Origin of the sequence: Corallococcus terminator (assembly GCF_003611635.1) — a bacterium.
Taxonomy (GTDB): domain Bacteria; phylum Myxococcota; class Myxococcia; order Myxococcales; family Myxococcaceae; genus Corallococcus; species Corallococcus terminator.
In genome coordinates this window covers 1-25,147 of record NZ_RAVZ01000126.1, presented here as the reverse complement: position 1 = coordinate 25,147, position 25,147 = coordinate 1, and the positions used below count along the sequence as shown (strand labels likewise).

At 68.1% G+C, this 25,147-nt stretch carries 23 protein-coding genes; 14 read left to right on the top strand and 9 right to left on the bottom strand.

Features of this window, described 5'->3' with window-relative positions; translation table 11 throughout:
- Positions 1-224: 224 nt before the first annotated feature.
- Positions 225-1,616 carry a delta-60 repeat domain-containing protein gene (locus tag D7V88_RS19200; protein ID WP_120542103.1) on the bottom strand — a complete coding sequence of 464 codons (1,392 nt, stop codon included), beginning with the start codon at positions 1,614-1,616 and terminating at the stop codon, positions 225-227.
- A gap of 277 nt (positions 1,617-1,893) precedes the next feature.
- Here D7V88_RS19200 and D7V88_RS19195 point away from each other — a divergent pair, with 277 nt between their 5' ends.
- Positions 1,894-2,751 (top strand): PA5033 family protein, encoded by an 858-nt coding sequence (locus D7V88_RS19195; RefSeq protein WP_147448781.1) that lies wholly within the window; start codon positions 1,894-1,896, stop codon positions 2,749-2,751.
- A gap of 1 nt (position 2,752) precedes the next feature.
- On the opposite strand, the gene D7V88_RS19190 is transcribed toward D7V88_RS19195, so the two are convergent.
- Positions 2,753-3,727 (bottom strand): RNA ligase family protein, encoded by a 975-nt coding sequence (locus D7V88_RS19190; RefSeq protein WP_120542101.1) that lies wholly within the window; start codon positions 3,725-3,727, stop codon positions 2,753-2,755.
- 194 nt (positions 3,728-3,921) lie between these two features.
- Here D7V88_RS19190 and D7V88_RS19185 point away from each other — a divergent pair, with 194 nt between their 5' ends.
- The 6 genes from D7V88_RS19185 to D7V88_RS19160 all read left to right on the top strand — a co-directional run bounded on the left by D7V88_RS19185 (position 3,922) and on the right by D7V88_RS19160 (position 9,836).
- Positions 3,922-5,130: an extracellular solute-binding protein gene (locus tag D7V88_RS19185; protein ID WP_120542100.1), complete on the top strand. Its 1,209-nt coding sequence runs from the start codon at positions 3,922-3,924 to the stop codon at positions 5,128-5,130.
- A 25-nt stretch (positions 5,131-5,155) separates the two neighbouring features.
- Entirely contained in the window at positions 5,156-6,220 is a 1,065-nt protein-coding gene (locus tag D7V88_RS19180; protein WP_147448780.1) for a hypothetical protein, read from the top strand.
- 82 nt (positions 6,221-6,302) lie between these two features.
- Entirely contained in the window at positions 6,303-7,337 is a 1,035-nt protein-coding gene (locus D7V88_RS19175; RefSeq protein ID WP_120542098.1) for an AHH domain-containing protein, read from the top strand.
- Positions 7,337-7,954 carry a hypothetical protein gene (locus tag D7V88_RS19170; RefSeq protein ID WP_120542097.1) on the top strand — a complete coding sequence of 206 codons (618 nt, stop codon included), beginning with the start codon at positions 7,337-7,339 and terminating at the stop codon, positions 7,952-7,954. The genes D7V88_RS19175 and D7V88_RS19170 overlap by 1 nt, the downstream gene beginning before the upstream one ends.
- A complete protein-coding gene (locus D7V88_RS19165; protein WP_120542096.1) occupies positions 7,951-8,715 on the top strand; it encodes an immunity 49 family protein in 765 nt (254 codons plus the stop codon). The genes D7V88_RS19170 and D7V88_RS19165 overlap by 4 nt, the downstream gene beginning before the upstream one ends.
- Before the next feature lie 20 nt (positions 8,716-8,735).
- Positions 8,736-9,836, top strand: coding sequence for a beta-ketoacyl synthase N-terminal-like domain-containing protein (locus D7V88_RS19160; RefSeq protein WP_120542095.1), 1,101 nt, complete (start codon positions 8,736-8,738; stop codon positions 9,834-9,836).
- Positions 9,837-9,885: 49 nt separating this feature from the next.
- On the opposite strand, the gene D7V88_RS19155 is transcribed toward D7V88_RS19160, so the two are convergent.
- A complete protein-coding gene (locus D7V88_RS19155; protein WP_120542094.1) occupies positions 9,886-11,079 on the bottom strand; it encodes a DUF4388 domain-containing protein in 1,194 nt (397 codons plus the stop codon).
- Between the two features lie 242 nt (positions 11,080-11,321).
- Between D7V88_RS19155 and trpS the strand changes: the two genes are divergently transcribed.
- Positions 11,322-13,700, top strand: coding sequence for a tryptophan--tRNA ligase (trpS, locus tag D7V88_RS44485; protein ID WP_120542093.1), 2,379 nt, complete (start codon positions 11,322-11,324; stop codon positions 13,698-13,700).
- A complete protein-coding gene (locus tag D7V88_RS19145; RefSeq protein ID WP_120542092.1) occupies positions 13,585-14,058 on the top strand; it encodes a PaaI family thioesterase in 474 nt (157 codons plus the stop codon). The genes trpS and D7V88_RS19145 overlap by 116 nt, the downstream gene beginning before the upstream one ends.
- Positions 14,059-14,142: 84 nt before the next feature.
- On the opposite strand, the gene D7V88_RS19140 is transcribed toward D7V88_RS19145, so the two are convergent.
- The gene (locus tag D7V88_RS19140; RefSeq protein ID WP_120542091.1) at positions 14,143-14,706 is read right to left on the bottom strand and encodes an NADH-quinone oxidoreductase subunit B; all 564 of its coding nucleotides are present in this window, start codon (positions 14,704-14,706) and stop codon (positions 14,143-14,145) included.
- Between the two features lie 6 nt (positions 14,707-14,712).
- Positions 14,713-15,081, bottom strand: coding sequence for an NADH-quinone oxidoreductase subunit A (locus tag D7V88_RS19135; RefSeq protein WP_120532077.1), 369 nt, complete (start codon positions 15,079-15,081; stop codon positions 14,713-14,715).
- A 243-nt stretch (positions 15,082-15,324) separates the two neighbouring features.
- Between D7V88_RS19135 and D7V88_RS19130 the strand changes: the two genes are divergently transcribed.
- Entirely contained in the window at positions 15,325-16,872 is a 1,548-nt protein-coding gene (locus D7V88_RS19130) for a methyl-accepting chemotaxis protein (RefSeq protein WP_120542090.1), read from the top strand.
- A 14-nt stretch (positions 16,873-16,886) separates the two neighbouring features.
- On the opposite strand, the gene D7V88_RS19125 is transcribed toward D7V88_RS19130, so the two are convergent.
- Positions 16,887-17,714 carry a PHP domain-containing protein gene (locus D7V88_RS19125; RefSeq protein WP_120542089.1) on the bottom strand — a complete coding sequence of 276 codons (828 nt, stop codon included), beginning with the start codon at positions 17,712-17,714 and terminating at the stop codon, positions 16,887-16,889.
- Positions 17,715-17,913: 199 nt separating this feature from the next.
- Here D7V88_RS19125 and D7V88_RS19120 point away from each other — a divergent pair, with 199 nt between their 5' ends.
- From D7V88_RS19120 to D7V88_RS19110, 3 genes are all read left to right on the top strand, one after another.
- Entirely contained in the window at positions 17,914-19,137 is a 1,224-nt protein-coding gene (locus tag D7V88_RS19120) for a deoxyhypusine synthase family protein (RefSeq protein ID WP_120542088.1), read from the top strand.
- Between the two features lie 45 nt (positions 19,138-19,182).
- A complete protein-coding gene (locus tag D7V88_RS19115) occupies positions 19,183-19,620 on the top strand; it encodes an OsmC family protein (RefSeq protein ID WP_120542087.1) in 438 nt (145 codons plus the stop codon).
- 122 nt (positions 19,621-19,742) lie between these two features.
- Positions 19,743-20,270 carry a hypothetical protein gene (locus tag D7V88_RS19110; RefSeq protein ID WP_120542086.1) on the top strand — a complete coding sequence of 176 codons (528 nt, stop codon included), beginning with the start codon at positions 19,743-19,745 and terminating at the stop codon, positions 20,268-20,270.
- Positions 20,271-20,283: 13 nt separating this feature from the next.
- On the opposite strand, the gene speA is transcribed toward D7V88_RS19110, so the two are convergent.
- Complete coding sequence (speA, locus tag D7V88_RS19105; RefSeq protein ID WP_120542085.1) at positions 20,284-22,293, bottom strand: biosynthetic arginine decarboxylase; 2,010 nt, start codon at positions 22,291-22,293, stop codon at positions 20,284-20,286.
- A 235-nt stretch (positions 22,294-22,528) separates the two neighbouring features.
- On the opposite strand from speA, the gene clpX reads away from it, so the two are divergent.
- On the top strand, positions 22,529-23,602 hold the full coding sequence (gene clpX / locus D7V88_RS19100) for an ATP-dependent Clp protease ATP-binding subunit ClpX (RefSeq protein WP_120542084.1): 1,074 nt from the start codon (positions 22,529-22,531) through the stop codon (positions 23,600-23,602).
- On the opposite strand, the gene D7V88_RS19095 is transcribed toward clpX, so the two are convergent.
- Together D7V88_RS19095 and D7V88_RS19090 are read right to left on the bottom strand one after the other, a co-directional pair.
- A complete protein-coding gene (locus D7V88_RS19095; protein ID WP_120542083.1) occupies positions 23,592-24,353 on the bottom strand; it encodes a CvpA family protein in 762 nt (253 codons plus the stop codon). The genes clpX and D7V88_RS19095 overlap by 11 nt on opposite strands.
- A 27-nt stretch (positions 24,354-24,380) precedes the next feature.
- A partial coding sequence (locus D7V88_RS19090; protein ID WP_341870689.1) for a J domain-containing protein occupies positions 24,381-25,147 on the bottom strand: 767 nt, incomplete at its 5' end.

Genomic DNA, 25,147 nt, shown 5'->3' with positions numbered 1-25,147 from the left:
GGGAGGGGAGGCTTGCTTCGGGGTGACGGCTTCGAGCGCTTCCGTGAGGCCATGGCTTCCTCCCCTGGCACCGCGCCAGCGCGATGACAGGGGAGGGTAGGGCTTCCGGGTGGTGGGTGCAGGCCGCGCGCCGGGAATGTGCGGCAGTCACACCGGAGGCTGTCCCCAGGGGCGATCCGCTGTGTCAGCTTCGCGTCAGCCGCCGAGGACCCCGTGGCGCACCGCTACAGCCCGGTGCTCTTCAGGAGCAGGCGCGCGGGGCCGGGGAAGAACCCCGGGGTGTAGATGTTCGCGTCGGTGACGAACGCCGTGTTGCCGCTGACGACCAGCTTGGGCCCGGTGGTGGGGCGGATGAAGAGGGGCAGGGTGAGCTGCGTCTCCGGCCAGCGCACCACGCCGCCGGTTCCGAACGCCGTGTCCAGATCACCATTGGTCAGGAAGCGGAACAGCGCGGGCTTCGCGCGCACGTTGGCGTAGACGAGGATCTTCCCGTCGGCCTGGATGGCAAGGCCGCTGACGTCCACCACGTCGAGCACGTCCTCGGGGGCGGTGTACTCGCGCACGCCTTCGGGGCCGAAGGTGACGTCAGGCTTGCCCTCGGCCGTGTAGGCCACGAGCTTCATCACCCCGTAGCCGGTGCCGCCCACCTTCACGTCCTGCCGCTCGCCCGCGAGCAGGAAGCCGCCGCTCGGACGGGCCACCATGGCGTGGGCCCGGCCGCCCACGCTCTTCGCGAGCCCCGACGTACCGAACGTCATGTCCTGGTTTCCGGCCGGCCGGATGCGCACCGCCGCGAAGTCGTCACCACCGCCGATGACGAGGCTCGTGCCCTGGAGCACGATGCCCTGGACGGATTCAGCGTTCGTGTACGCGCCGCCAATCCAGCTTCCCGCGGGGCTCCCCGCGGACGTGAAGGACGTGTCGAGCGAGCCGTCCGCCTTGTAGCGGATCAGCGCGAAGTCCTCGTCCAGTCCGTCGGACTTCGTGAGGAAGCCGCCGACGTAGAAGAGTCCGTTCGCCATGGGCAGGACGCTGTGCACCGCGCCCCGGAACTCGACACTGCCCTCCGCGCCGAAGTGCAGCCGGGAGCGGCCCGTCTTGTTGAAGCTGGTGTCCAACTGCCCGTTGGCGGTGAGCTTCACCACGGCGAAGTCGCGCGAGTCGGACTTCACGCCGCCCTGGGCGAAGCCCGCGACCAGCAGGCTGCCGTCCGGGAACACCGCCACGGTGTCCGCGCGGTCGTCCTGTTCGCGCTGTCCGGAGATGGCGCCCGTCGCCGGTCCCTCGAAGTCAACGACCACCGAGCCCTGCGTGCCGAACGTCGTGTCCAGGGTTCCGGAAGCCGTATAGCGGCGGACCAGGAGGTCCACGCCGGTGGCGGTCGGGTTCTGCTCCGTGGAGCCCACCACGATAAGGTTTCCGTTGGAGGTCGTGAGCGCACGGCCTTCCTCGATGGGCTGCGCGGCGCCGGCATCCGCCTGGGTGCCAGCGTCCGTCGGCCCAGGGCCCGGATCCGGATCGCCGTCATCGCCGCCGCAGGCCCCGCTGCTCGCGACGATGGCGCCCGTCGCCACCGCCCACACGAGATTCCAACCGCTCCACACGTTGCGTTTCATTCGAGATGTCCCTTCTGGGGTGATGGGGACTCATCTGGGCACTCCCCGCACGCGGGGTGCAAGGGGGCCCGGGAACTGGGCCCCCGGGCCTGCACGCTCCATTGACGGGGCAACCCCAGCCGTGGGGGAGCGCTGCCGACTGGGAGTCAAAGATTCTTACTCCTCATCATGGACCGCGTTGTTTTTGGCGACGTGGCCCCTTCCCACCCAGGTAAGCAGAAGGTTCGGGTCGCGCCTTGCTTGTGCGAGGCATCAAACCCTCAGGGGGGAAGCACACATGTTCATGATCAAGGCAGGGGACTCAGCCAGGTGGAGTGTCCACGCGGTGCTGCTGCTGTTCCTTCTGGGCGCGAGCCCGGCATTCGCGGCGCGCACGTTGCTTGGGGCGTGGGACCTGAATGGAGATGGTGTTCCCGAGTCGGTCTACAAGAACCTGAGCGCCATCGACATCCAGGAGGCGAGTGGCTTCACGCGCACCTACGCCATCTCGTCGGGCAGTTGGTCGTTGCTCGCCGTAGCGGACCTGGATGGCATGGCCGGCGAAGAGCTGGCCGTCAACGTCGGGAGCTTCATCCGGGTGATCACCTACCGGATCCCCGCGACGCGGGACTACGCCATCTCCACGGGCTCCTGGTCCCTGATTGGCATCAGCAACATGGATGGTGTCGCGGGTGCGGAACTGGCCATCAACGTCAGCTCCTTCATCCGGGTCATCACCCATCGGCTCCCGGCGACGCGGGACTTCGCCATCTCCACGAGTCCCTGGGCTCCACTGGGCTTCCATGACCTGAACGGTGATGGCGCGAACGAGCTGGTCGTCAAACTGGGCTCCGCGGTGAGGGTTATCGAGCAGAAGGTTCCCGCGACCCGCGACTACGTCATCTCCGCCAGCCCCTGGACGCTTCTGGGCGTCCGCGACACGAACGGAAAGCCGGGCACCGAATTGATCACCAACAGCGGCACGGCGGTGAAGATCATCCGTGATGCCAACCGCACCACGGTGAACTACGCCATCGTCGGGTACCAGGGCTTGAACAGGATTGCCAACATCGACGGCGTGGCCGGCGACGAAGTCGTGGTCAATACGGGTTCTTCCACCAAGACCATCTACGACGCGACCGGGGTTGTCCGCTGAGTCAAGCCCCGGTGGATTCGAGTGCCTTGCTGACGAGGGGCCGGGCCTGCTCACGGATGTGCGCGGACAGACCCTCCTCTCCGGCCGGGTCCAATGCCTGACACGCTGAAGGGAAGGTCAGTTCGAGGTCGACCCGGACATCCAGCTCCACCTCGCCCACCACCAGGTCCGCGTCGCTCCTTCCGCACTTCGAGATTGCACTGGCGATCCGCGCCGGGTTCACCAGTCGCGAAGCCCAGTCCTTCAGCTCCGACAGGGACAACCGCTGCTGGGGATCCCACGGGGCGCTCTCATCGAAGCGGGCCTCGTTGAACTCCTCGATCTTCCGCTTCACGGCGGCGCGTTGGCTGGGCGACGAGCGCTGTTCGCTCTTGATGACCAGGCCCTCGGCCCAGTTGTCAGGGATGGGCGGAAGGCCCAGCAGTACTGGGAGACGGGACAGGGAGCGCGTGGGCACGGCCTCCATCTCCGAACGCGTTCCCCGGCGCACGACCGGTGGCGTCAGCACTCCTGCCGTGCGGGCCACCTCTTCCACGTCCCGGTGGGGCAGGAACTCCCCCTCATCCTCGTCGGAGCGGGCGACCAGGATGTCGAAGAGGATCCACTGGAGATCGGGCGCATACCAGATGCCCGTCTGCACGGGGGCCATGCCGGGCACGGCAGGCACTTCCGGGTGGGGATAGCGACCGCCCACCAGTTCTCCGTAGAGGTAGAGCCGCTCGCCCCGCGCACAGACCGTATGCGCAAGCTTCCGCGCCGCGCTGCTCAATGGGAGGCGTAGCAACTGCCATCCGAAGAAGGGGTCTTCTTCGGTGAGCCAGGCCTTGCGCTTGCCGAAGTGGACCTGCTCATCCTGGGCCCCCAGAACGAGCTGGGCCCCATGGAGCTTTTCCAGGGCCACCCAGCTTCCCGAAGCCCCCGTCTGGCCCCGGTTGTGACCCACCGCGGCCATCTTCAAATAGGGACGAAAGAGCATGGGCTCCACTACCGCCCATCAGGTCTCTTGGATTCAAGCCCGGAGGGAAGGGCGGGAGCGGATCGCGACCCTGCTGGTTTTCCTCCGGCCCCACACGCACCCGGGGTGCACGTGGGGGCGCCAGGGTCGTATCGTGCTCGGCCGCATCCAGCGCGAGCATCCCTGCCTGCGTCCAGGAACCGAGGTCCCCCGCCATGAAGTGGAGTGTCCTGCTCTGTCCCGCCGTCCTTGTCCTGAGCGCCTGCTCGGAAACGCCCGACCCCGTGCCTGTCGAGCGGCGTCCGCTGAAGGCAGTGCTGTTCCCCTACATCCCGGATTCGGCGGGGGACCAGTTCGCGAGCCTCAAGCAGCGGCTCGAGGCCGACTTCGAGCGGGCCCACGAGGACATCGACCTGGAGGTGGTGTTCGACGCGAACCTGGATGTCTATGACCTGGACGAGGGGGGCACGTTGAACCAGCTCCTGGGCACGGGGACGGGGGCCGCGCAGTTGGTGGAGGTGGACACGCTGGTGTTGGGCTCGCTCGTGTCGAAGGGGTGGATCCAGCCCGTCACGCAGGAGGCGGGCGTCGTGCATCCCGCGGCCGAGGAGGCCGTCCGCGTGTCCGGTGCGAGCTATGGCGCGCCCACGTACCTGTGCACCTACGTCGTGTATTCGCGGAGCACGAACATCCGGTCCGCCACCGACAGCGCCTCGCTGGTGCGGATCCTCCGGGAGGTCTCCGCCGGCAAGCGCCCGCTGGCGGCGAACTTCGATGGAAGCTGGACGCTGCCATCCTCGTACATCGACGCCTGGGCGGACACCCATCCTGGGGATGCGCTCGCCAGCGCCCTCACCCTGCCGCTGGACGCGAAGGCGGTGGGGGCCTTCGATGAGGTCGTCGACAGTTGCGCGAGCGAGACGGGCGCCAATCCGTGCCTGGATGGCACCTACGCGGACAACACGGTGGCGGAAGTGTCCTTCGCCCAGGAGCAGGCCAACGGCTTCATGGGCTACACCGAGCGCCTGTTCTACATCCTCCAGGCCCAGCCCAGCATGCCGCTGCCGGAGGTCATCTCGGTGCCGCTCGGCACGGGCTCGGCCCCGGCGGTGTTCGTGGACGCGCTGGTGCTGAATGCGAACTGCACCGGGACGTGCGCGGAGGACGCACGGGCCGTCACCCGGTTCATGCAGGCCCCGGAGACGCGCAGCCTCATCGCCTTCAGCAAGGATGGCCCCGAAGGCACCCGGCCTCGCTACCTGCTCCAGGCCAACCGCGCCTTCTACCAGCAGGAGCCCGCGCGCTCCGACCCGATGTACCAGAAGTACGAGCCCCTCCTGGCGGGCGCACGGTCCTATCCCAACCAGCACTTCCCGGAAAACCGCAAGGCGCTCCAGACCGCGCTGCTCGAAGATCTGCGGTGACACACCGGAGGCTGACCGGCACCCGGTGCTACCGTTCCCGACCCTGATGAAGATCCTCTACCTCAACTTCGCATCGCCCACCGACAACGCCACCAACAACTCGATTCCGAGGATCCTCGCGAAGTACCAGAAGCAGGATGAGGCCTCCCGGATGAACCGTTTCTCCGCGTGGTGGTGGGGCGCGTCCGTGGTGGAGCGGGTGGATTGCTTCGCCAGCGTGGCGGAGCATCAACGGTATCTGGAAACGCCGCTGGGGCGGGATCCCGGCCCCCTCGCCGCCTACGAGCAGGCGAGGGCGCAGGTGCGCGGCTTCTTCCTGAAGCATCCGCAGTGCAGCAAGATCATGGTGGGCATGCACGGCCTGTACGACGACACCACGTACGGCTACTCGCTGCCCCAGCACGACGCGCCCAAGGTGTCGTACGACAAGGCTGCGGACATCGTGCTCTCGTTCCTGAGGGATCATGTCGGCAGCCGTCCCATCAGCCTGTCCCTGGTGATGTGCTACGGCGCGCGGTCGGCGCAGTTCGACGTGTCCCATGATCCGGACCGGCTGGGAGGGGTCGCGGGGCCGGACCTGTCCAGCGCGTTCGCGTTCAAGTTCTACGCGGGCCTGTGCAAGTACCTGAACGTGAAGATGAGCGCGCGGACGGGGGCCGCCTCGTTCGATGACACGACGGGCGCGTCCCGCGTGGAGTCCGAGCTGACGCTGCGCCACCGCATCCAGATGGTGCGCAACCCGTTCACCCAACTGGAGCAGGAGCAACTCGACGCGCAGAGCCAGCTCGAACTGGACATGTTCATGCAGGACCTCCAGCCGCAGGCCGACAACCCCTTCAATCAGGAGCAGGTCAAGGCCGCGGACCGGGCGGGTGATGCGTTCGCCCAGGAGCAACTCGTGTCCCTGGAGGGCGCGGATCCGTTGACCCGGGCGAAGCGGGAGGCCGCATGGTCGCGGTTCTCGCAGCTCCCCCAGTCGAAGCCGAAGAAGTCCGGCAAACTGACGTACGAGTACGAACCGGGTACGCACCAGGTCGTCATCAAGAGCAAGTACCCGGAGCCGCGCGTCGTGCAGCGGGTGGGGATCTGACGGGGGAAGGCATCCCCAGTCGCGGATGCCTGTGGGGGAGGAGTGCTAACATCCCGAATCAGGGACTCAGCAGGGGGGCAGCATGGCGCCAAAACATTATCAGACGCAGGCAGAACTCAAGCGGGAGCACGAAAAGAAGCCCAAGGAGAGCGGCTGTCTCTGGAAGCACTACATCCCCAAGGGGGATTGGCGATCGCATCCCTGCCACTACCAGAACAACAGTTTCAAGATAGCGAAGGGCGCACGCGCGGCGAAGTACAAGCCGGACCCGGCCAGGGTTGAAAAGGTCCGAGGCAATCAGGATGCGCTCAAGCAGCAGTATGACGAAGCCATCAAGGCCCAGCAGCAGGCGGCCGAGAAGAAACTGAGCGATCTGTCCCAGCAGCGCTCGACAGCCAAGGCCAACGGAGAGACGCTCCCCAGCCGCGTCCACCATCGCTGGTATGTGACCTTGAAGCAGGTGCAGGCCATGCGGAAGACGGGCCCGAGCGCGCTCCTGGGCAAGTACTTTGGCGCGTTCGCGGATGCCTTCAAGCGGCTCGCCGTGAACGAGAAGGCCTGGGATGTCGGGTACACGCTCGAGCCACGCTTCATCAATGTCCACTATCTGGGAATGGCGGGGAACCTGAAGGCCGAGTCGCTGGGATTGGCGCCCATTGGCTTCGCGCCGAACCACGAACCTGCGCGGCTGGGGGCGTGGTACCCGTACGACCACGAGCACCACCACATCATCCCGGACACGACGCTGCGCAACGGAGTTCTGCGCCTGCCCGACGCGCAGACCTCCTTCCAGCAGCGCATTTCGGCCTTGATGGAGGCGAAGTGGAACGTCCACAACGAAGGGAACGTCATCCTGCTGCCGGATGACGTCACCATCGCCGACATCCTGGGGCTGCCGCCGCACTGTCCCTGGGGGGCGACCGGGCATGATGCGTATTCCGACCAGGTCGAGATCAAGGTCCAACGGATCGCGGAAGAGCTGGACCAGGAACTCGCGGCCAGCAAGGACGACGCGCACGAAGCGGAGAAGAAGGCCGGGGCTCGTTTGAAGCAACGGTTGGATGAGTTGTCGCGGACGATGTACCAACAGATCATCGACAGGAAAGTGTCTCTCTGATGGCCCAGACCGGATTTTCATACTTCACGCTGCCGCATTTTCCGGGTGCCGAGAACGCCGCGACCGAGCCGTTCTCCGCGCGTCACCTCCCCGAGCCCATCCGGGTCCGTCGGGGAGTGCCCATCGGCCTGGATTTTCCGCCGACCACGGAGGTGGCCCTCTCCTCGAAATCCGGTCCCCGCTTCACGGACTTCCTCTACACGACGTCTCGTCTCCTCCTCGCCACGGAGCGGGTCTGCGACCTCTTGAAGGCCGAGGGCGTCACGCGTGAGCAGGCCGAGTACCTGCCGTTCGTTCTCAAGGACAAGAAGGGCAAGGTCCGGCCGGAGAAGTATCTCCTCATCAACCCGCTGCTGAAGGTTGCCTGCTTCGACTTCGACCGCGCCGAGTACAGCCTGTTCACGGGAGAAGCCGTGAGCACGCCAGGGGTGAAGGAGATCTCCAGCATCCATAAGATTCAGGTCCGGGAGGAGCAGATTCCCACGGACGCGAAGCTGTTCCGGTTGGCCGAAGAACCGGATGTGAAGCTCATCCGCTCCGACCTGCTGGACGCGCTCAAGGCCCAAGGGATGGATGGCGGGCTGGTGGCACTCCCGTTGGGCGAGTTCATGACATGAGCATCAAAGGGCTCGAACTCACCCTCCGCAACCTGAGCACCCTGCTGGTGCGACACCTGGGCCAGCTCGCGGACGCAGAAGCGGCGGAGCCCTCGCGGCTGCTGGAACTCTGCCAGCTCTACCGGCGCATCGGCTGTGGCCACCTGCTGGCCCACCACGACGTGCAAGAGTTCACCGAGAACCTCTTCAGCAGCGCGGAGATGTACCTGCTGCTGCGCACGCGGCAGCCAGACGCGAAGGCGGAGCGCTCATTGCTGGCCCGAAGCCGGGGCGCCCCTCTGCTGGACGCGCTCTGCATCGGCGCCTGGGATCTGGCTCGGGAGATCAGCAGGGTCATGCCAGCGACGTGGTGGTCAGACGTGGAGGAAGAAGAGGATTTCCTCTTCTTCAAACTCCTCACCTCGCTCATGGACGGGCAGGTGGATCCAACAGACGCGCGGCGGCTGAAGGAACTGCTGGAGGAGGTGGGGACGGCCAGGCTGAGCGCCCTCGATGCCGTGCTCCGCGTGGATGCACGAGCATTCGAGGAGGCACTGCGGACGCTGACGGATGACTGGCGTGTCGCCATCGAGCACGCGCGGGAGACCCGTCCCGTGGACCCCTACCATGACCGCACAGAAGCCCACGTCTTCATCGAGGGCGCCGCGCTCGTCAAGGTGGCCCGACTCCGGGAAGTGAAGACCGAGGGTCGCTACGATTTCATCCCCGCGGCCATCCTGCGGGACCTCACGCGAATTCTGCCTTCACCCGTCATGGGCTGAGCGGCGAACGGGAAGCGCTCATGCGTCTGGCCATCACCGGCCTGGGAATGCTCAGCACCCTGGGCGAAGACGTCATCTCCGCTTGCGCGGCGCTTCGCTGCGGGATGGCGCGGCCCGCGCCGCTGCGCTTCGAGGTCTACTCGGAGGATGACGAAGAGGGGGTGGAGCGCGTCGTGGGACATCCACTCCAGGGCATCACGAACGGGTTCGAGGGCCTCGGGCTCTACACGCTCATGGCCGCGCATGCCTTGAACGATCTCGTTTGCTATGCAGGACTGGACCGGCGGGACAAGGGGTTCTGGGCATCAACAGCACTCTTCTCCTGTCTGTCGCGTCCACGGATGGAGGACCTGGGGGCCACCTTCGAGGAACTGCTCGAAGAGCGCCTCGTTGCCTCGGTGCTGGCGGAGACGCAACTGCCCGCCGTCGCTGGGCGCGGTCGCCGGTTCATGTCGGGTCATGCGTCGGTGTTGGAGGCCATCCATGAGGCCCGGCAGGAGCTTCAGTCCGGTCGGGTGCGTCGCGTCATCGTCCTGGCCGTGGACAGCCTCGTAGGCGATGACGACGTCATGTGGTTGGCGCAGCGGGGGATGCTCAAAACGACTCAACGTCCCGTGGGAATGATGCCGGGGCAGGCCGCCGTGGCCCTCCTGTTGGAAGGCGAGAGCGAGGCGCGTCGCCGTGGCGCACGGGTGGAGGCCTTCATCGAGGCCGTCCACGTGGGAAGGGAGCCCGACAGTCGGGAGCGCCAGCAGCCCGGGACAGGGCAGGCCCTCGCGGGTGTCCTGGCTCGCTCCCTGGAGGGGCGCCCGGGTATCGCGGATGCCTACGGAGATCTGAACGGGCAGGAAACCCGGGCGCGCGAGTGGGGAAACGCGCTCGTGCGTCTGTCAGGCACCCACGACCTGCCGGTCGCGCCTCGCTGCCCTGCGACCTCTCTTGGCGACACGGGCTCGGCCAGCGGTGCCATCGCAATCGCTGCCGCCACGCGCTCCTTGCTTCGCGGGTACGCGAGGGGAACCGAGGTACTCGTCTGGTCCAGCTCGGACTCGGGAGAAGTGGCTTCGGCGCTGGTGGTCCAGAACGGCTCCCCCGGACACAAGGGACGACGGGGAGCCTGAGCGCTCAACTTCCGGCCCACTGGCGGAGAGTGATTGACCAACGGGCGCTTCAGCCCCCGCCCATCAAATCCCCCAGGTTCAATCCATACGGATCCGTCGTGGTGCGCCGGGGGGAAGGCGGCTCCACGGCCCCGTCCGCCAGGGGCGCCACGCGGATCAGCCCCGCCTCCATCAGCCGGTACACCGACCGCGACGCGGCCAGCTCTCCCATCGCCGCCGTGCGCAGCGCCTGCCGGATGCTTCGGCTGCCTCGAAGCTTGGAATACAGATACAGGTCATCCGCCGTCAGATCCGCTGGGGCAGGGCGGGGGATGGGTTCGAACACCAGCCTCCCATCCAGCGCGAACAGCTCATCGCTCAACGCCAGCGTCAGCCCCACCTCCGCCTCGCGGTACAGCGCGTGCGCCTCCGGCACCGGCCCCCGCTCCAACACCTGCGCCGCCAGCGCCACCGCGTGGTCGTACTTGCGCGACGACAGGAACGCCCGCACCAGCGCCAGCAGCTCCGTGAACTCCGTGGACTCGCCCACCTGCGGACCCTTCGCCCGGTGCGGCGCCAGCGCGCCCCGCCGGTACAGGTGCAGCACCCATCGCGCGGCGAACAGCGGGGCTTCCCGGGCGCTCGCCAGCAGTTCACCCAGCGTGGCCCCTCCGGCCGCAAGGTCCAGCAGCACGTCCTCCTCCTCGGAGAAGGTCTCCACCGCGAACTCGCGGAACACGCGGAACGTTGTGTCCAGGCGGGGGAAGATCTCCCGGAACACCGCCCACTCGCGCAAGCGCGCCACCGCGTCCCGGTGCAGCGTCCCCATGGGCAGCCGCAGCCCTACCGCCCGAGCGGACAGCGGCAGCCCCGGCGTGAACTCCACCTCGCCCGACTCCCAGGCGTAGCAGTCGAACAACGCCTCGCGCGCCTTGTGCTCCATCGCCTCGATGAGCTGCGACAGCTCCACGAAGCAGCGCTGCACCAGGAAGGTGCCGTAGGGCAGGTTCGCCCCCTCCGCCGCCTCGAACGCCGCCGCCGCCCGGGGTGCGTCCAGGATGCGCAGGTTCACCAGCACCTGCGCCAGATGCTCTCTTGGCTCCGTGGAGGCCACCCCCACCAGGTGCCCGTCCCGCAGGTAGAACTCCCGGCGCACCGCGCCTCGCTCCACCCGCAGCGTCCCCTCCAACCCAGGCGCCGTGTAGAGCGGCGGCAACACCAACTGGAGCCGGTAGCTGGCCAGGTTTCCTGTGAACGCTTCCATCCGTGGGCGCCCTCCAAGGCGGGCTGATGCATCCGTCACCCACAGGGTAGCGACAGACCCGAACCCTCTCAACCCCCCGGAACTGCTCGCATTTTCCTGGCCGGCCGCATTATTCCAGTGAAGGACCCGGCTCGGATGTCGGGCGTTCGCCACAGGGCGCCGTCCTCAACGGAAGGTTGCAGGGGCGCGGCGGGTATGCGAACGAGCCGTGTCCTCCACCCGTCAAAGGAATCGCGATTCCCATGCGCATTCTCTCAGGTGTCCAGTCGTCCGGAAGGCTGCACATTGGCAACTATTACGGGGCCATGCGGCAGTTCGTGCAGCTCCAGGATCAGGGCGAGGCCTACTACTTCATCGCCAACTACCACGCGCTCAACACCGTGCGGGAGCCGAAGCTCGCGCAGGAGCTGACGCGCGAAGCGGCGCTCACGTACCTGTCGCTGGGCCTGGATCCGAAGAAGGCCGTCCTCTTCCGCCAGAGCGACGTGAAGGAAGTGGCGGAGCTCTACTGGATCCTCGGCACCGTGGTGCCGCAGTCGAACCTGGAGCGCGCCACCAGCTACAAGGACAAGGTCGCGCAGGGCATCAGCCCGGACTTCGGCCTCTTCGCCTATCCCGTGCTGATGGCCGCGGACATCCTGCTCTACAGCGCGGACGCCGTGCCGGTGGGCAAGGATCAGATCCAGCACATCGAGTTCGCGCGCGACTGGGCCGTGAAGTTCAACACCCAGTACGTCCCCGGCTACGACCCGGCGGATCCGGAAGGCAAGGAGCGCGGCCACTCGCCCGGCCTCCTCAAGCTGCCCGCCGCCCACATCCAGGAGTCCGCCGCGACGGTGCCCGGCATCGACGGGCGCAAGATGTCCAAGTCCTACGGCAACACGCTGGAGCTCTTCGGGGAGGAGAAGGACCTCAAGAAGCGCATCATGTCGATCAAGACGGACTCCACCCCGGTGGAGGCGCCCAAGCCCACCACGGACGCGCCCCTCTACGACCTGCTCAAGCTGATGCTCCCGGCGTCGGAGTTCGCGGAGGTGGACGCGACCTGGAGGGCCGGCGGCAAGGGCTACGGCGACTACAAGAAGAAGCTGCTGGAGGCCTTCCACACCACCTTCGGCCCCGCCCGCCAGCGCCGCTCGGAGCTGCTCGCGGACCCGGGGGAGCTGGAGCGCTTCCTCCAGGACGCCACGCTCTTCACCCGCGCCTACACGCCCGTGGCCCAGACGGAGCCCGCGTGGCGCTCGCTGCTCACCGCGCGCTGGCCGTACCGCACCGGCGTGCGCTACCCGCTGACGTCCGATGCGCGCGTGGTGCTCGCGCCCACCTTCGCGGATCGGTACTCGGAGGCAGGGTGGCGCACGGTGTTCGCCACCGACTGCTCGCGCTTCCACTTCGAGGGCCCGGCCTCCGGCTTCACCCGGCGCTGGCAGCCTCCGCGCGGCGCGCTCAACTTCGCGCTGGAGAAGCTGCGCTACCGGGCGCTGGGCCTCTTCGCCGACAACGCCGTGGGCGCCGCCTGGGTGCCCGAGTTCATCGACAACCGAGCGCTGGCCGGCATCCATGATCCGATGGGCTACGCCGAGCGCCTGTCGCAAGGACTCGTGTCGGAGGCGTCGCAGGGCCCGCTGCTCTTCGCCTTCCACGCGACGGCGGCGCACTTCCCGGGCGACCCGGTGTACCCGTTCTACCGCCGCTACGTGCCTCCCACCGAACCGCTGGACCGCCGACTGCGCATGCACTTCGCCCCGGTGACTCCGGGCGCGAAGGGCGCCTGGAACCGCGAGGGCTCCGAGGGGCTCTACGACGAGCTGCTCGCGCAGGCGGACGCGCAGGTGGGCACGCTGCTCGACGCGCTTCGAAGCTCCGGTCACTACGACGATGCCCTCATCGTGCTGCTGTCGGATCACGGTGAGAGCTTCCACGCGGACCGGCCGGACCTGGCGGGCGCGACGTCCGTGCACGGGGCCCGCCTGGGCGAAGAGGAGAACCGCATCCTGCTCGCGGTGAAGCCGCCCGGAGGCCGGGGCCTGGCGCCCGCGCAGGTGGATGAACTCGCGCGGCTGGTGGACGTGGGCCCCACGCTGCTGGAGCTGTCCGGCCTGCCCGCGCTGCCGGAAGCCGACGGGCTGTCGCTCACGCCGCTGCTGCGCGGAGAGGCGCGTCCGTACGCGCCGCTGTACGCGGAGACGGGCTACACGCACGTGAGCCCGGAGGTCTTCGACCCCGGCCACTGGCCTGGCGTGCCGCGCACCTTCGATGCGTACCGCCTGCGCCCGGATGGCGTGGTGGAGATGGGCGAAGCGGCGGATGCCGCGGTGCTGCGCGAGAAGGACGCGGGCGCCTTCGACGGCGAGCGCTGGTGGGTGGACCGCCCGCAGGCGGATGGCACCCTGCGGCGGACCTGTTCGGGCGAGTGTGAAGGGCCGGACGCGGAGGCCCTGGCGGCGTGGCTGGACGACGTGCGCGAGCGCACCGCCGAGTCGGCTTCACGTAGAGTCGCCGGCCATGTCGACGACCGAAACCCCCGGCCTCCAGGAAACGTACGCCCCCCACAACGCCTGCTTCGGGTGTGGCCCGGCCAACCCGAAGGGGCTGCGCATCCGCAGCCGCGTGGAGGGTGAGCTCGTCGTCGCGGACTGGACGCCGGAGGAGCACCACCAGGCGTTCCCCGGCGTGCTCAGTGGCGGCATCATCGGCGCGCTGCTGGACTGTCACAGCAACTGGACGGCCGCCTACCTCCTGATGAAGGCGCAGGGCGCGGACTCCCCGCCGTGCACCGTCACCGCCGACTACGCCATCGTCCTCAAGCGGCCCACGCCCATGGCGGGGCCAGTGCACCTGTCCGCGAAGCCCGTGGAGGTGAAGGGCGACCGCGCCATCATCGAAGCCACGCTCACCGCGGGCGGCAAGGTGACGGCCACCTGCAAGGGCACCTTCGTCGCCGTGAAGGAAGGCCACCCCGCGTACCACCGCTGGTAGCCCCTGGAACGCCGAGGGCCCCGACACCGGCCTCTGGGAAGAGGCGGCGCGGGGCCCGTTCGGACAACCGGGAGAAGCGAGCGGCTACTTGCCGCTGGAGAGCATGCGGGCGTGGTTCGCCGCCGTCTCGTTGGGCTGACCGGTGTCGCGCAGGCGGTGCACCTGGTTGCCGATCTTCTCCTGCAGCAGCATCAGACCGTCCAGCACCTGCTCCGGGCGCGGGGGGCAGCCGGGGATGTAGACGTCCACCGGGATGATGCGGTCGATGCCCTGGAGCACCGCGTAGTTGTCGTAGAAGCCGCCCGAGGACGCGCACACGCCGAAGGACACGACCCACTTGGGCTCGGTCATCTGCTCGTAGACGCGCTTGAGGATGGGGGCCTGCTTCAGGTTGATGGTGCCCACCACCATCAGCAGGTCCGCCTGACGCGGCGAGAAGCGCGGGAACTCCGCGCCGAAGCGCGAGATGTCGTGCCGGCTGGCGGCCACGGACATGTACTCCATGCCGCAGCAGGCGGTGGCGTACGGGTACGTGAAGAGGGAGTACTTGCGGGCCCAACCCAGGCCCTTGGACACCAGCTTCTGGAAGAAGCCCGTGGCCTCGTCCCGGCGGGTGGCGATGATCGGAGCAATATCGGTGTCAGCCATGATGTCTCAGCTCTCCCAGTCCAGGGCGCCCTTCTTCCAGACGTAGATAAGGCCCACGACCAGGGTCGAAGCGAAAACCAGCATCTCCGTGTAGCCGAACCAGCCGAGCGCCTGGAAGTTCACCGCCCAGGGGTACAGGAACACCGCTTCCACGTCGAACACGATGAACAACAGCGCGATCACGTAGAACTTCACGGCGAAGCGCTGACGGGCCGGACCGCTCGACTCGGAGCCTGCTTCGAAGGGGGCCGACTTGGTCGTGCTCGGGCGCTTGGGGCCCAGGCGGCTGGTGACCTGCGGGATGATCATCGCGAGGACGCCGGCCAGCAGGAGCACCACCAGCAGCGGCAGGTACGGTGCGAGGGGTGTAGTCATCGGGCGCGGAACCTAATGACACCGCTGGCGCCGTGTCAAAGGGAAACGCCCCCACCCCCAAAGCGCCAACCCCTTGAGAAGACGGCCGAAATGCCGCGCCCATCAGGCCCGCTCATCCGCCTGCCGCCTCGATCCGGACGCGGGCCCCGGCCCTGGGGACGCCAGAGTCCGGGCGGCGTTTGACGCTGGGGGAGGCGACGCCTAGCGTCAACGGCTTCCGATCATCGCCTGGGAGCACCCGACATGTGGGGCCGTCTGAGTTTACGGATGCAGGTGGCGATCGCGGTGCTGCTTCCGTGCCTCGCGGTGGTGTTCTTCAGCAGCGTGTACTTCCCGGCCCGGCAGCGCGCCGCCGCCCTGGAGGTGCTGTCCCTGCGCGCCCGGACGGTGGGGACGCTGGTGTCCCGCCACCCGGCGATGGCGCTCACGGACACCTCCCCGGAGGCCCGCGCGCGGCGCGATGAGGTCTTCTCCCAGGTGGAGTCCGGCGGCTTCACGCTCCGGTTCCAGGAGCTGGCCCGCGAGGATGGCACGGTCATCGAGTCCCGTGGTGTCGTCCCGTCCAGCCCGGCCCATCCGGTGGCCTCCCCGGCGGGTGGCTGCTCGGTGACGCAGCCCCCCGAGTCCGTGGTGGTGCGCTGCGAGCATGGCGGCCTCGTGTACCGCGCGGGCTTCGGCACCCAGGAGGTGCAGGCCGCGATGTCCGCGACGGAGGGCTATTCCCTGCTGGGCTACCTGGGCGCCGCGGTGCTGGGCCTGGGGCTGGCGGTGATCATCAGCCGCGCCATCGCGGATCCCGTGTCGCGTGTCACGCAGGTGGCTCGGGAGGTGGCCCGGGGTGATGTGTCCCGGGGGGAGCTGGATGTGTCCGCCGCTGGCGAGGTGCGGCTGATGGCGACCTCCTTCAACGAGATGCTGGGCACGTTGCGCTCCACGGTGATGGAGCTGGTGTCGCGCACGGAGCAGCTTTCCAGCGCGTCGCGCGGACTGATGGGCGCCTCCGCGGATCAGGAGCACGTCATCAGCCAGCAGGCCGCGTACGCGCAGCAGATCGCCGCGACGTTCGAGGAACTGAGCCGCACCGCCGAGCAGATCTCCTCCTCCACGGAGGTGGTGGAGACGAGCGCCCGGCGCACCCATGACGCGGTGGCGGAGGCGATGGCGGTGGTGGCCCAGGTGGTGGGGGGCATCAACGACATCCGCATCGAGTCCAAGGGCGTGGCGGACGCCATCGTCGGGTTGAACAAGGACCTTCAGCAGGTCTCCAAGATTGCCCAGGTCATCAACCAGGTGGCGGAGAGAAGCGACCTGTTGGCGCTCAACGCGGCGCTGGAGGGCACCAAGGCGGGCGACGTGGGCCGGGGCTTCTCACTGGTGGCCGCGGAGATGCGGAAGCTGGCGGAGAACGTGTCCGCGTCCGCGCGCGACATCGCCCGCATCGTGGAGAAGGTGCAGGACTCCGGCGAGGAGGCCGCGTCCAAGGCCCGCGTGGGCATGGCGACGAGCGACCGGGGCGTGGAGGTGGCCGAGCAGGCGTCGGCCGTCTTCCTGCGCATCGTGGACCTGGCGCGCGGCACCAGCGAGGCGGCGCGGCAGATCACCATCGCCACACGGCAGCAGCGTCAGTCCAGCGAGCAGGCCGTGCAGGGGGCCCGCAACGTGGCGGACCTCGTGAAGCAGGGCGTGGACGCCACCGGCCGCACCACCCGCATCGCCCAGGACCTCCAGGCCGTCGCGGAAGGGCTTACGGCCGTGACGAGCCGGTTCAAGACCCAGCCGCCGCGCGCCTGAGCGCGGCGGGTGCGTCAGGCCGAGGCGGACGGCGCGCGGGCGCGCAGCTTCTGGAACAGCTCCGGAGGCATGGCCGCGACGCCCAGGCGGTGGTCGGGAGACACCTCCTCGCCGTGGAAGTCGCTGCCGAAGGTGGGCACCAGGTCGAACTCCGCCGCCAGCGCCAGGTACTTCTGCCGCAGGCCCGGGTTGTGGTCCACGCTCAGCACCTCCAGGCCGGACAGGCCTGCCTGTGCCAGCGCCTTGATCTCCACGCGCTCCATCTTCGAGGAGCCGGGGTGGGCGAGCGTCGCGGTGCCGCCCGCGTTGCGGATGAGGCGGATGGCCTCCGCGCCCTCCAGCTTGAAGCGCTCCACCCACGCCGCGCGGCCGGTGCCCAGGAAGCGGTCGAAGGCGGCCTTCATGTCGATGCACCAACCCTGGTTCACCAGCACCCGCGCCAGGTGCGGTCGCCCCAACTGCGCGTCCCCGGCCACCTTCAGCACCTGCTCCATGCGCACCGGGAAGCCCAGCTCGCGCAGACGCGCGACCATCGCCTCCATGCGCTGGGTGCGCTCGTCGCGCAGCCGGTCCGCGAAGCGCGCCAGCTCCGCGTCCTCCGGGCGCAGGAAGTGGCCCAGGATGTGCGCCTCCTTGCCATGGACGAAGGCGGACAGCTCGATGCCGGGCACCAGCTCCACGCCATGCGCGCGGGCGGCCTCCCGGGCCTCGGCGAGCCCGGCCACCGTGTCATGGTCGGTCACCGCCAGGACCGTCACCCCGGCGGCGGCGGCGCGCGCCACCAGCGTCGCGGGCGGGTACTGGCCGTCACTGGCGGTGGTGTGCGAATGCAGGTCGATCATGGCGGGCCCCCTCCAGGGGACCGTGCGGGGAGGCAGGCACTCTTATGCCATGTCCATGCGACCGGGGGCCGGAAGAGCAGGCCCTGTGTGAATCAGCACGGCCGGCGGTTTGTTCCTGTCCGGTGCCTGCCTTTCGGGGAGGGGCGGGGTTGAAGCCGGGCCTCCCCTTGTCCGGCTGGCGGTGTTAGATCGCCGCGCCATGGCCAAGACCCCGACCCCGAAGAAGTCCACCCTTCGCGCCGCCTACGCGAACGCGCGCAAGGCTGACCCTCGCCCCATCACCGGCAAGGAGAAGCCGGCGGAGCTGCTCGCGCACGCGTTCAGCGCCTACGTGGGCCGGCAGGAGCGCACCGCGTTCGAACTGATGCAGCAGTCCGTGCAGCAGGACGCGTCCATCTTCCTGACGCTGTCGGGCGCGATGACGCCCGCGGGCCTCCACCAGTCCTGTCTCATCCCGCTGGTGGAGAAGGGCATCATCTCCGCCATCACCACCACCGGCGCGAACCTCTACCACGACGCCCACCGCATCATCGGCCACGGCATCCGCGAGGTGAACCCCAACGCGGGCGACCTCCAGTACCGCCTGGCGCGCATCATCCGCATCTACGACCTGGGCTTCTGGGAGGAGGCGCTGCTCGACACCGACCGCCTCTTCTCCGCCATCCTCCGGCAGCCCGAGTTCCAGAAGAAGATGACCACGCCGGAGTTCCACTACCTGCTGGGCAAGGCCATCCACGGCATCGAGAAGGAGCTGGGCGTCAAGCAGCCGTCGCTCCTGTCCACCTGCTACAAGCACGGCGTCCCCATCTGGGTGGGCGCGGTGCAGGACGGCTCCATCTTCCTCAACGTCGTGAAGCTCAAGCGCCTGCTGGGCGACGAATTCAAGTTCGAGCTCGACATCAACGAGGACGTCTTCTCCATGGCCGCGATGCAGCACTACTGCCGTCACAACGGCAGCGGGAAGCTGGCCATCTGGATTTTGGGCGGCGGCGTGCCGAAGAACTACACGCTCCAGGGCGAGCCCCTGCTCGATCAAATCCTCAACGTCCCCACGTCGGGCTTCGACATCGACGTGCAGTTCTGCGTGGACCCGGTGGACAACGGCGCGCTGTCGAGCTGCCCGGCCGGTGAGGGCCACACTTGGGGCAAGGTGTCCGTGGAGGCCGTGGAGACGGGCTCCATGTACGTGCACTGCGACGTGACGGCGGTGTTCCCGTGGCTCACGCACGCGCTCTTCAGCGAGCCGAAGAACAAGCGCAAGCCCATGCGGCTGATGGACAAGATGGACGCGGCCGTGAAGTTCCTGGACGCGGACGTCAAGAAGCGCAGCAAGTCGCTGATGAAGACGCTGGACTGGAGCGTCGAGGAGGCTGAGCCCTCCACGAAGAAGGACGCGAAGGCCCACGCCGCCTACGTCCGTTAGAGAAGGTCCCTTCCTCGCAGTCCGCACAGTCCCAAGGAGCCGGTGATGAGTCAGCAGACCGTGGTGCCCGCGACGGGCGTGGTGATGTCCCTGGTGAGCGCTCCCCAGTTCAAGACCCAGGTGACGCACGGCCCGTCGGGCGCGACGTTGCCCACGGAGGCGCCGAAGGACAACGGCGGCACCGGGGGCAGCTTCTCCCCCACGGACCTCGTGGCCACGGCGCTCGCGTCGTGTGTCGTGACGACCATGCACCTGGCCGCCACGCGCGAGGGCTTCACCCTGGGCGAGGTGCGCGCGACGGTGGAGAAGCGGATGACCCCGCCGCCGCGCCGCATTGGCGAACTGGTGCTGTCCATCCTGCTGCCCTCGGGGCTCGCTCCGCCCCAGCGCGCGCTGCTGGAGAAGATCGCCCATGAGTGTCCGGTGGCGCGCAGCCTCCACCCGGACACCCAGATCACCGCGTCGTTCACCTACGCGGACTGAAGCGGCCTGACGGGGGCTCGGATGGCTGCTTGCCATCCAGCCCCTGGATGCGACGTGCGGCCACGGGCCCGCGTGCCCACCCTGGGCTGTAGCTTTTCGACACCCCGGGGAGGGAGCGCCGCATGAACCTGAAGCGACTGGGCATCTACCTGAACGACCACCTGCTGGGCTCCACGGTGGGGGTGGATCTCGCGCGCCGCACGGAGCACGAGAACCGCAGCAACCCGGTGGGTGCCTACCTGTCCACGCTGATTCCCCTGCTGGAGCAGGACCGCGCCACGCTCCTGTCGGTGATGTCCACGCTGGGGATGAAGCCGGATCCGCTGAAGGTGGGCGGCGCGTGGGTGGTGGAGAAGCTGTCGCGGCTGAAGCTCAATGGCTCCTGGCTGCGCTACTCCCCGCTGAGCCGGCTGGTGGAACTGGAGGGCCTCTGCGTGGGCTCCCATGGTCGGGTGTCCATGTGGAAGAGCCTGGAGAAGGTGGCCGCGAAGGAGCCGCGCCTGGCGCGGTTCGACTTCGCCTTCCTGGCCGAGCGCGCGGACGGACAGCTCCTCACGCTCCAGAACCTGCGCCTGCGCGCGACGGAGGCCGCGTTCATGGACACGTCCGTCGAGACCGGCGAGGCGTTGCCGGTCCCGACGGAGGCCTGAAGCCTTCAGGGCATCAGGTGCCCGACGGCGACACCGGAGGACGGATTCCGCCGTTCTCCGGCCCGGGCAGCAGGCGCAGTTGGCTGGCGGAGGTGAACGTCGCGTCCACTTCCCGCTCCAGGTACGTGTAGCCCGACAGGCCGTCCTCGTAGACGCGCAAGAGGTTGCGCGACTCGTCCAGGGTGATGCGACCCTGGCGCAGCGCCAGCTCCGTGAACTTGCGCAGCTTCGCGACGAGGTCGTCCTTGTTGTAGCTGACGTAGTTGAGCACCTCGGTGACCGTGTCGCCCGCGACGACGTGGTCGATGAGGTAGCCGCCGCCCGGCGCCAGCGACACCTGCACCGTGTGCGTGTCCCCGAAGAGGTTGTGCAGGTCGCCCAGGATCTCCTGGTACGCGCCCACCAGGAAGATGCCCAGGTAGTAGTCGTCGCTGTTGAGCGCGTGCAGCTCCAGCGCGTCCTTCACTTCGCGCTTGTCGATGAAGTGCTCGATCTTCCCGTCCGAGTCGCAGGTGATGTCCGCAAGCGTCGCGCGGCGGGTCGGCTTCTCCGCGAGGCGGTGGATGGGCATCATCGGGAAGAGCTGATCAATGGCCCACGAGTCCGGCAGCGACTGGAACACGGAGAAGTTGCAGAAGTAGGTGTCGCTGAGCTGCTTCTCCAGCGCCTCCAGCTCCTCCGGAATCTCCCCGGACTCGCGCGCCACGCGCAGGATCTTGTGGCAGATGGCCCAGTAGAGGTTCTCCGCCGCCACGCGCTGCTCCAGCGACAGGTGGCCCAGGCTGAAGAGCTGGAGGCTCTCCTCCTTGGCGTCCTGCGCGTCGTGGAAGGCCTCGATGACGTTCTTGTTCGTCACCTCGCGGAAGGTGGACCAGAGGTTGCGCACCACGGAGGGCGCCTTCTCATCCACCTTCTCGGGCGTCTGCGTCGGGTCGAACTCGCTCGTGCCCAGCACGTCCACCACCAGCACGGCGTGGTGCGCGACGACGGCGCGGCCGGATTCAGAGACGAGCGTGGGGTGCGGCACGCCCGCGCGGTCGCACGCCTCCATCACGCCGAAGACGACGTCGTTGGCGTACTCCTCCGTCGTGTAATTCATGGAGGAGGCGAAGTTCGTCTGGGAGCCGTCGTAGTCCACGCCCAGGCCGCCGCCCACGTCCAGGTACTTCAGCGGGGCGCCCTGGCGGGCCACCTCCACGTAGAAGCAGCCCACCTCGCGCAGCGCGTTCTTCACGTTGCGGATGTTGGAGATCTGGCTGCCCAGGTGGAAGTGCAAGAGCTCGAAGGAGGCCAGGAGGCCCGCGTCCTTCATGAAGCCGATGCAGGACATCAGCTCCGACGAGGACAGGCCGAACTTGGAGCGATCGCCTCCGCTCGCCTCCCACTTGCCGGCGCCGCGCGTGGACAGCTTCACGCGCATGCCCAGCCGGGGCGCGATGCCGGTGCGGCGCGCGACCTCCGCGATGAGGGGCAGCTCGCTGGGCTTCTCCACCACGAGGATGACGTTGCGGCCCAGGCGCGAATAGAAGAGCGCCGTCTCGATGTACTCCTCGTCCTTGTAGCCGTTGCAGATGACGAGCGCGTCCTCGTTGTCCAGCAGCGCCATCACCGCGAGCAGCTCCGGCTTGCTGCCGGCCTCCAGCCCGTAGGTGAACTCCTTGCCCGCCTCGATGATGGTCTCCACCACGTAGCGGTGCTGGTTCACCTTGATGGGGTACACGCCCCGGTACAGGCCCTTGTAGCCCTGGTCCGCGATGGCCTTCTTGAACGCGTTGTTCAGGTGGACGACGCGGTGGCGCAGCACGTCCGTGAAGCGCAGGAGCAGCGGCAGGCCGATGCCCCGGCGGCGGACCTCATCCACCAGCTCCTTGAGGTCCATGCTCGGAGCGGTGGGCCCGTCCGGATGGACGCACACGTGACCCTTTTCGTTGATGCCGAAGTAGGGCGAGCCCCAGTTCCGGATTCCGTAGAGCTCGTGGGCATCGGCCAGGGTCCAGCGGTGCTGAGGGGCGGTAGCGGGCATCGTTGTTTCGTTGCCTCCGGGTAGGACGTGCGGCGGATGGAAACTCCCATGAACAAGGGAGGGGGGCCGGACTATCGGAAACGTCCCGGGCATTCAATAGCCGCCTGTTCGAGGAGCAAGCAGGCAGGCAGGGGCCCCAGACAGGGTGCTGGCCCTGCTGGGCTGGTGAGCATCCAATTCCTACCCTTCCACCTGGGAAGCCCAGGGAGGCCGAGTGGAGAGAAGGGGAGGGTACATGGAGTCGTCCGCACGCAGGGAAGAAGCACCTTTGACCCCGCGGGAGATCTTCGAGCGGTTGGACCGCTTCGTCATCGGACAGGAAGCCGCGAAGCGTGCGGTGGCCATCGCCGCGCACAACCACCTCAAGCGCATCCAGGCTCGCCGGATGCGACGTCAGTCCCTCATCAAGAAGTCCAACATCCTGCTCATCGGCCCCACGGGCAGCGGCAAGACGCACATCGCGCGCAACCTGGCGGACATCCTCAACGTGCCCTTCACCACCGTGGACGCCACCGAGTACACGGAGGCCGGCTACTACGGGAAGGACGTGGAGGTGATGGTGTCCGACCTGCTCTTCAAGTCGAACCACTCGGTGGAGGACACCCAGCGGGGCATCATCTTCATCGACGAGGTGGATAAAATCGCCCGCCGCACGCAAGGGGCCCGCAACGGCGCCGGCAGCCGCGACATCGGTGGCGAAGGTGTCCAGCAGTCGCTCTTGAAGCTCCTGGAAGGGCGCGAGGTGCACGTGCCCATGAACGTCACCCAGGCGTGGAACAAGAGCGACTTCGTGCAGGTGGACACGCGCGACATCCTCTTCATCTGCGCGGGCACGTTCAGCGACCTGCACGACTTCGGCGATGAGGGCGGCCGGGCCATGGGCTTCGGCGCGGACGCGTTGGGCGCGAAGAAGAAGGAGAAGCGCATCTCCACGAAGCAGTTGGTGGACTTCGGGATGATGGCGGAGTTCCTGGGCCGCATGCCGGTGATGGTGCAGTTGGAGCGGCTGGGCGAGCCGGAGCTGCTGCGCGTCCTCACCGAACCGCCTGATGCCATCACCCGGGAGTTCAAGGAGCTGCTGTCCCTGGACGACATCGAGCTGGACTTCCCGGAGGCCGGGTTGCGCGAAGTGGTGCGCTACTCCGTGGCCCGGGGGCTGGGAGCGCGAGGCCTGCGCTCCATCCTGGAGCACGTGATGTCGGACATCATGTTCGAGGCGCCCGAGCGGCGGCACCGTCAGGTGGCGGTGGACGCGGAGTTCGTGAAGGCGCGCCTGTCCAGCCTGGACGACGTCGAGCTCAACGCTTGACGGGAGGCTTGTCCGCGGCCCGAGCGGCGGCGCCCAACCGCGCCGCCGTCTGCGGGTCCTGGATGAGCTGGAGGATGGCGTCGTTGCGCAGCAGGGCCTGGGAGTCTCCGCGCTGGAGGGCGCCCTTGAGGTCCTGCTGCTTGAGGGCCGCCTGGAAGCGCGGATCCTTGAGCAGGGCCTTGAAGGCCGGGTCGTCCTGGAGCTTGCGTGCGCGCTCCGGGTCCTGGCTGGCCTGGGCCACGCGCACCAGGTCCTTCAGGGGCGCGAACTGGGTGAGTTCGAAGAGGTTGTAGCGGCGGGCCATCTCGAAGGAGACGGAGCCCATGGGTGACACGCCCACGCGCTTGCCAGCGACGACGACGTGCTGTTCCAGGAACGTGAGCGCGCTCAGGCTGACCCAGAAGATGGCGGCCATCTTCCCACCGCCCAGGATGAAGCCCAGGGTGCGATCCAGTCCGCGCTCGTCCGGGTTGCGTCCGGAGAGGAAGCGCATGAGCAGCGCGCTCAGGGCGTAGCGCACGGTGAGCCACGTCACGACGAAGAGGAGCACCGTTCCGGCCAGGGTGCCCACGAGCAGCGGGGCGCCCATGGCGACGGCGAGCTTGGGGCCCACGATGGGCGCGAGCTTGCGTGAGACGAAGTAGCCCACCGCGAGGCCCGCGGTGTTGGCCACCTGCCGGGACGCACCGGAGAGGGCGCCCAGGATGCCGAAGAAGAGCACCAGGCCCAGGAGGATGAGGTCGATGGCCATGGAAGGGACTCCCGGTGCCGCGCGCGCTCAGCGGATCTTGAACGACGAATCGCCCTTGGACTTCTCCGCGGTCTGCTTCTGCGCTTCCGCGAGGGTTTCCTTGTAACGGGCGTTGGAGGGCTCGTAGGTGAGCGCCATCTTCAGGTTGCGTTCGGCGGCGGAAGGGTTGCCGGCGTCCAGGTCCTTCTGGGCCTGCGTGTAGAACTGACGGCCCTTGGGGTGGGTGCCGATCTGCTCTTCCTGTTCCTTCTTCACCGCGGCCTTGGTCTCCGCTTCGGAGGCGTCGGTGAAGCGCAGCTTCTGCGCGCGGTCCGGGCTGGCGATGTCCACGAGGTACTTCTTGCGCTTGGTGTCGTCGCGCAGGACGTAATAGGCCTCGGTGATGCGCTTGTAGAGCTCGTGCACCTGCTCCTTGAGCGCCTTGGACTCCAGTTGGAAGAAGCGGTCCGGGTGGTAGACGCGGCTCTCCCGGTAGAAGGCCTTCTTGATGTCGGAGGGCATGGCGGAGCGCTCCAACGCGAGCAGCTCGAAGTAGTCCGTCTGGTCCAGCTTCGCGCAGCGGGACTCCAGCTCCGCGAGCTGCTCCAGGCTGAGCGCCGGGCCTCCCGCCGCGGCGGGCGGAGGCGGCGGGGTAAGCGCGGAGACCGACGGTGCGAGGCCCGGCACGGGCGGCGGCGTGGGCGGACGCGCGGAACCTGCGGGCGCGATGGCGGGCAGTGACACCGTGGGCCGGTTGCCGGGGCGGGGCACCAGAGGGCCGGCCGGGGCGATGGGTGGCACGACCAGCCCGAGCG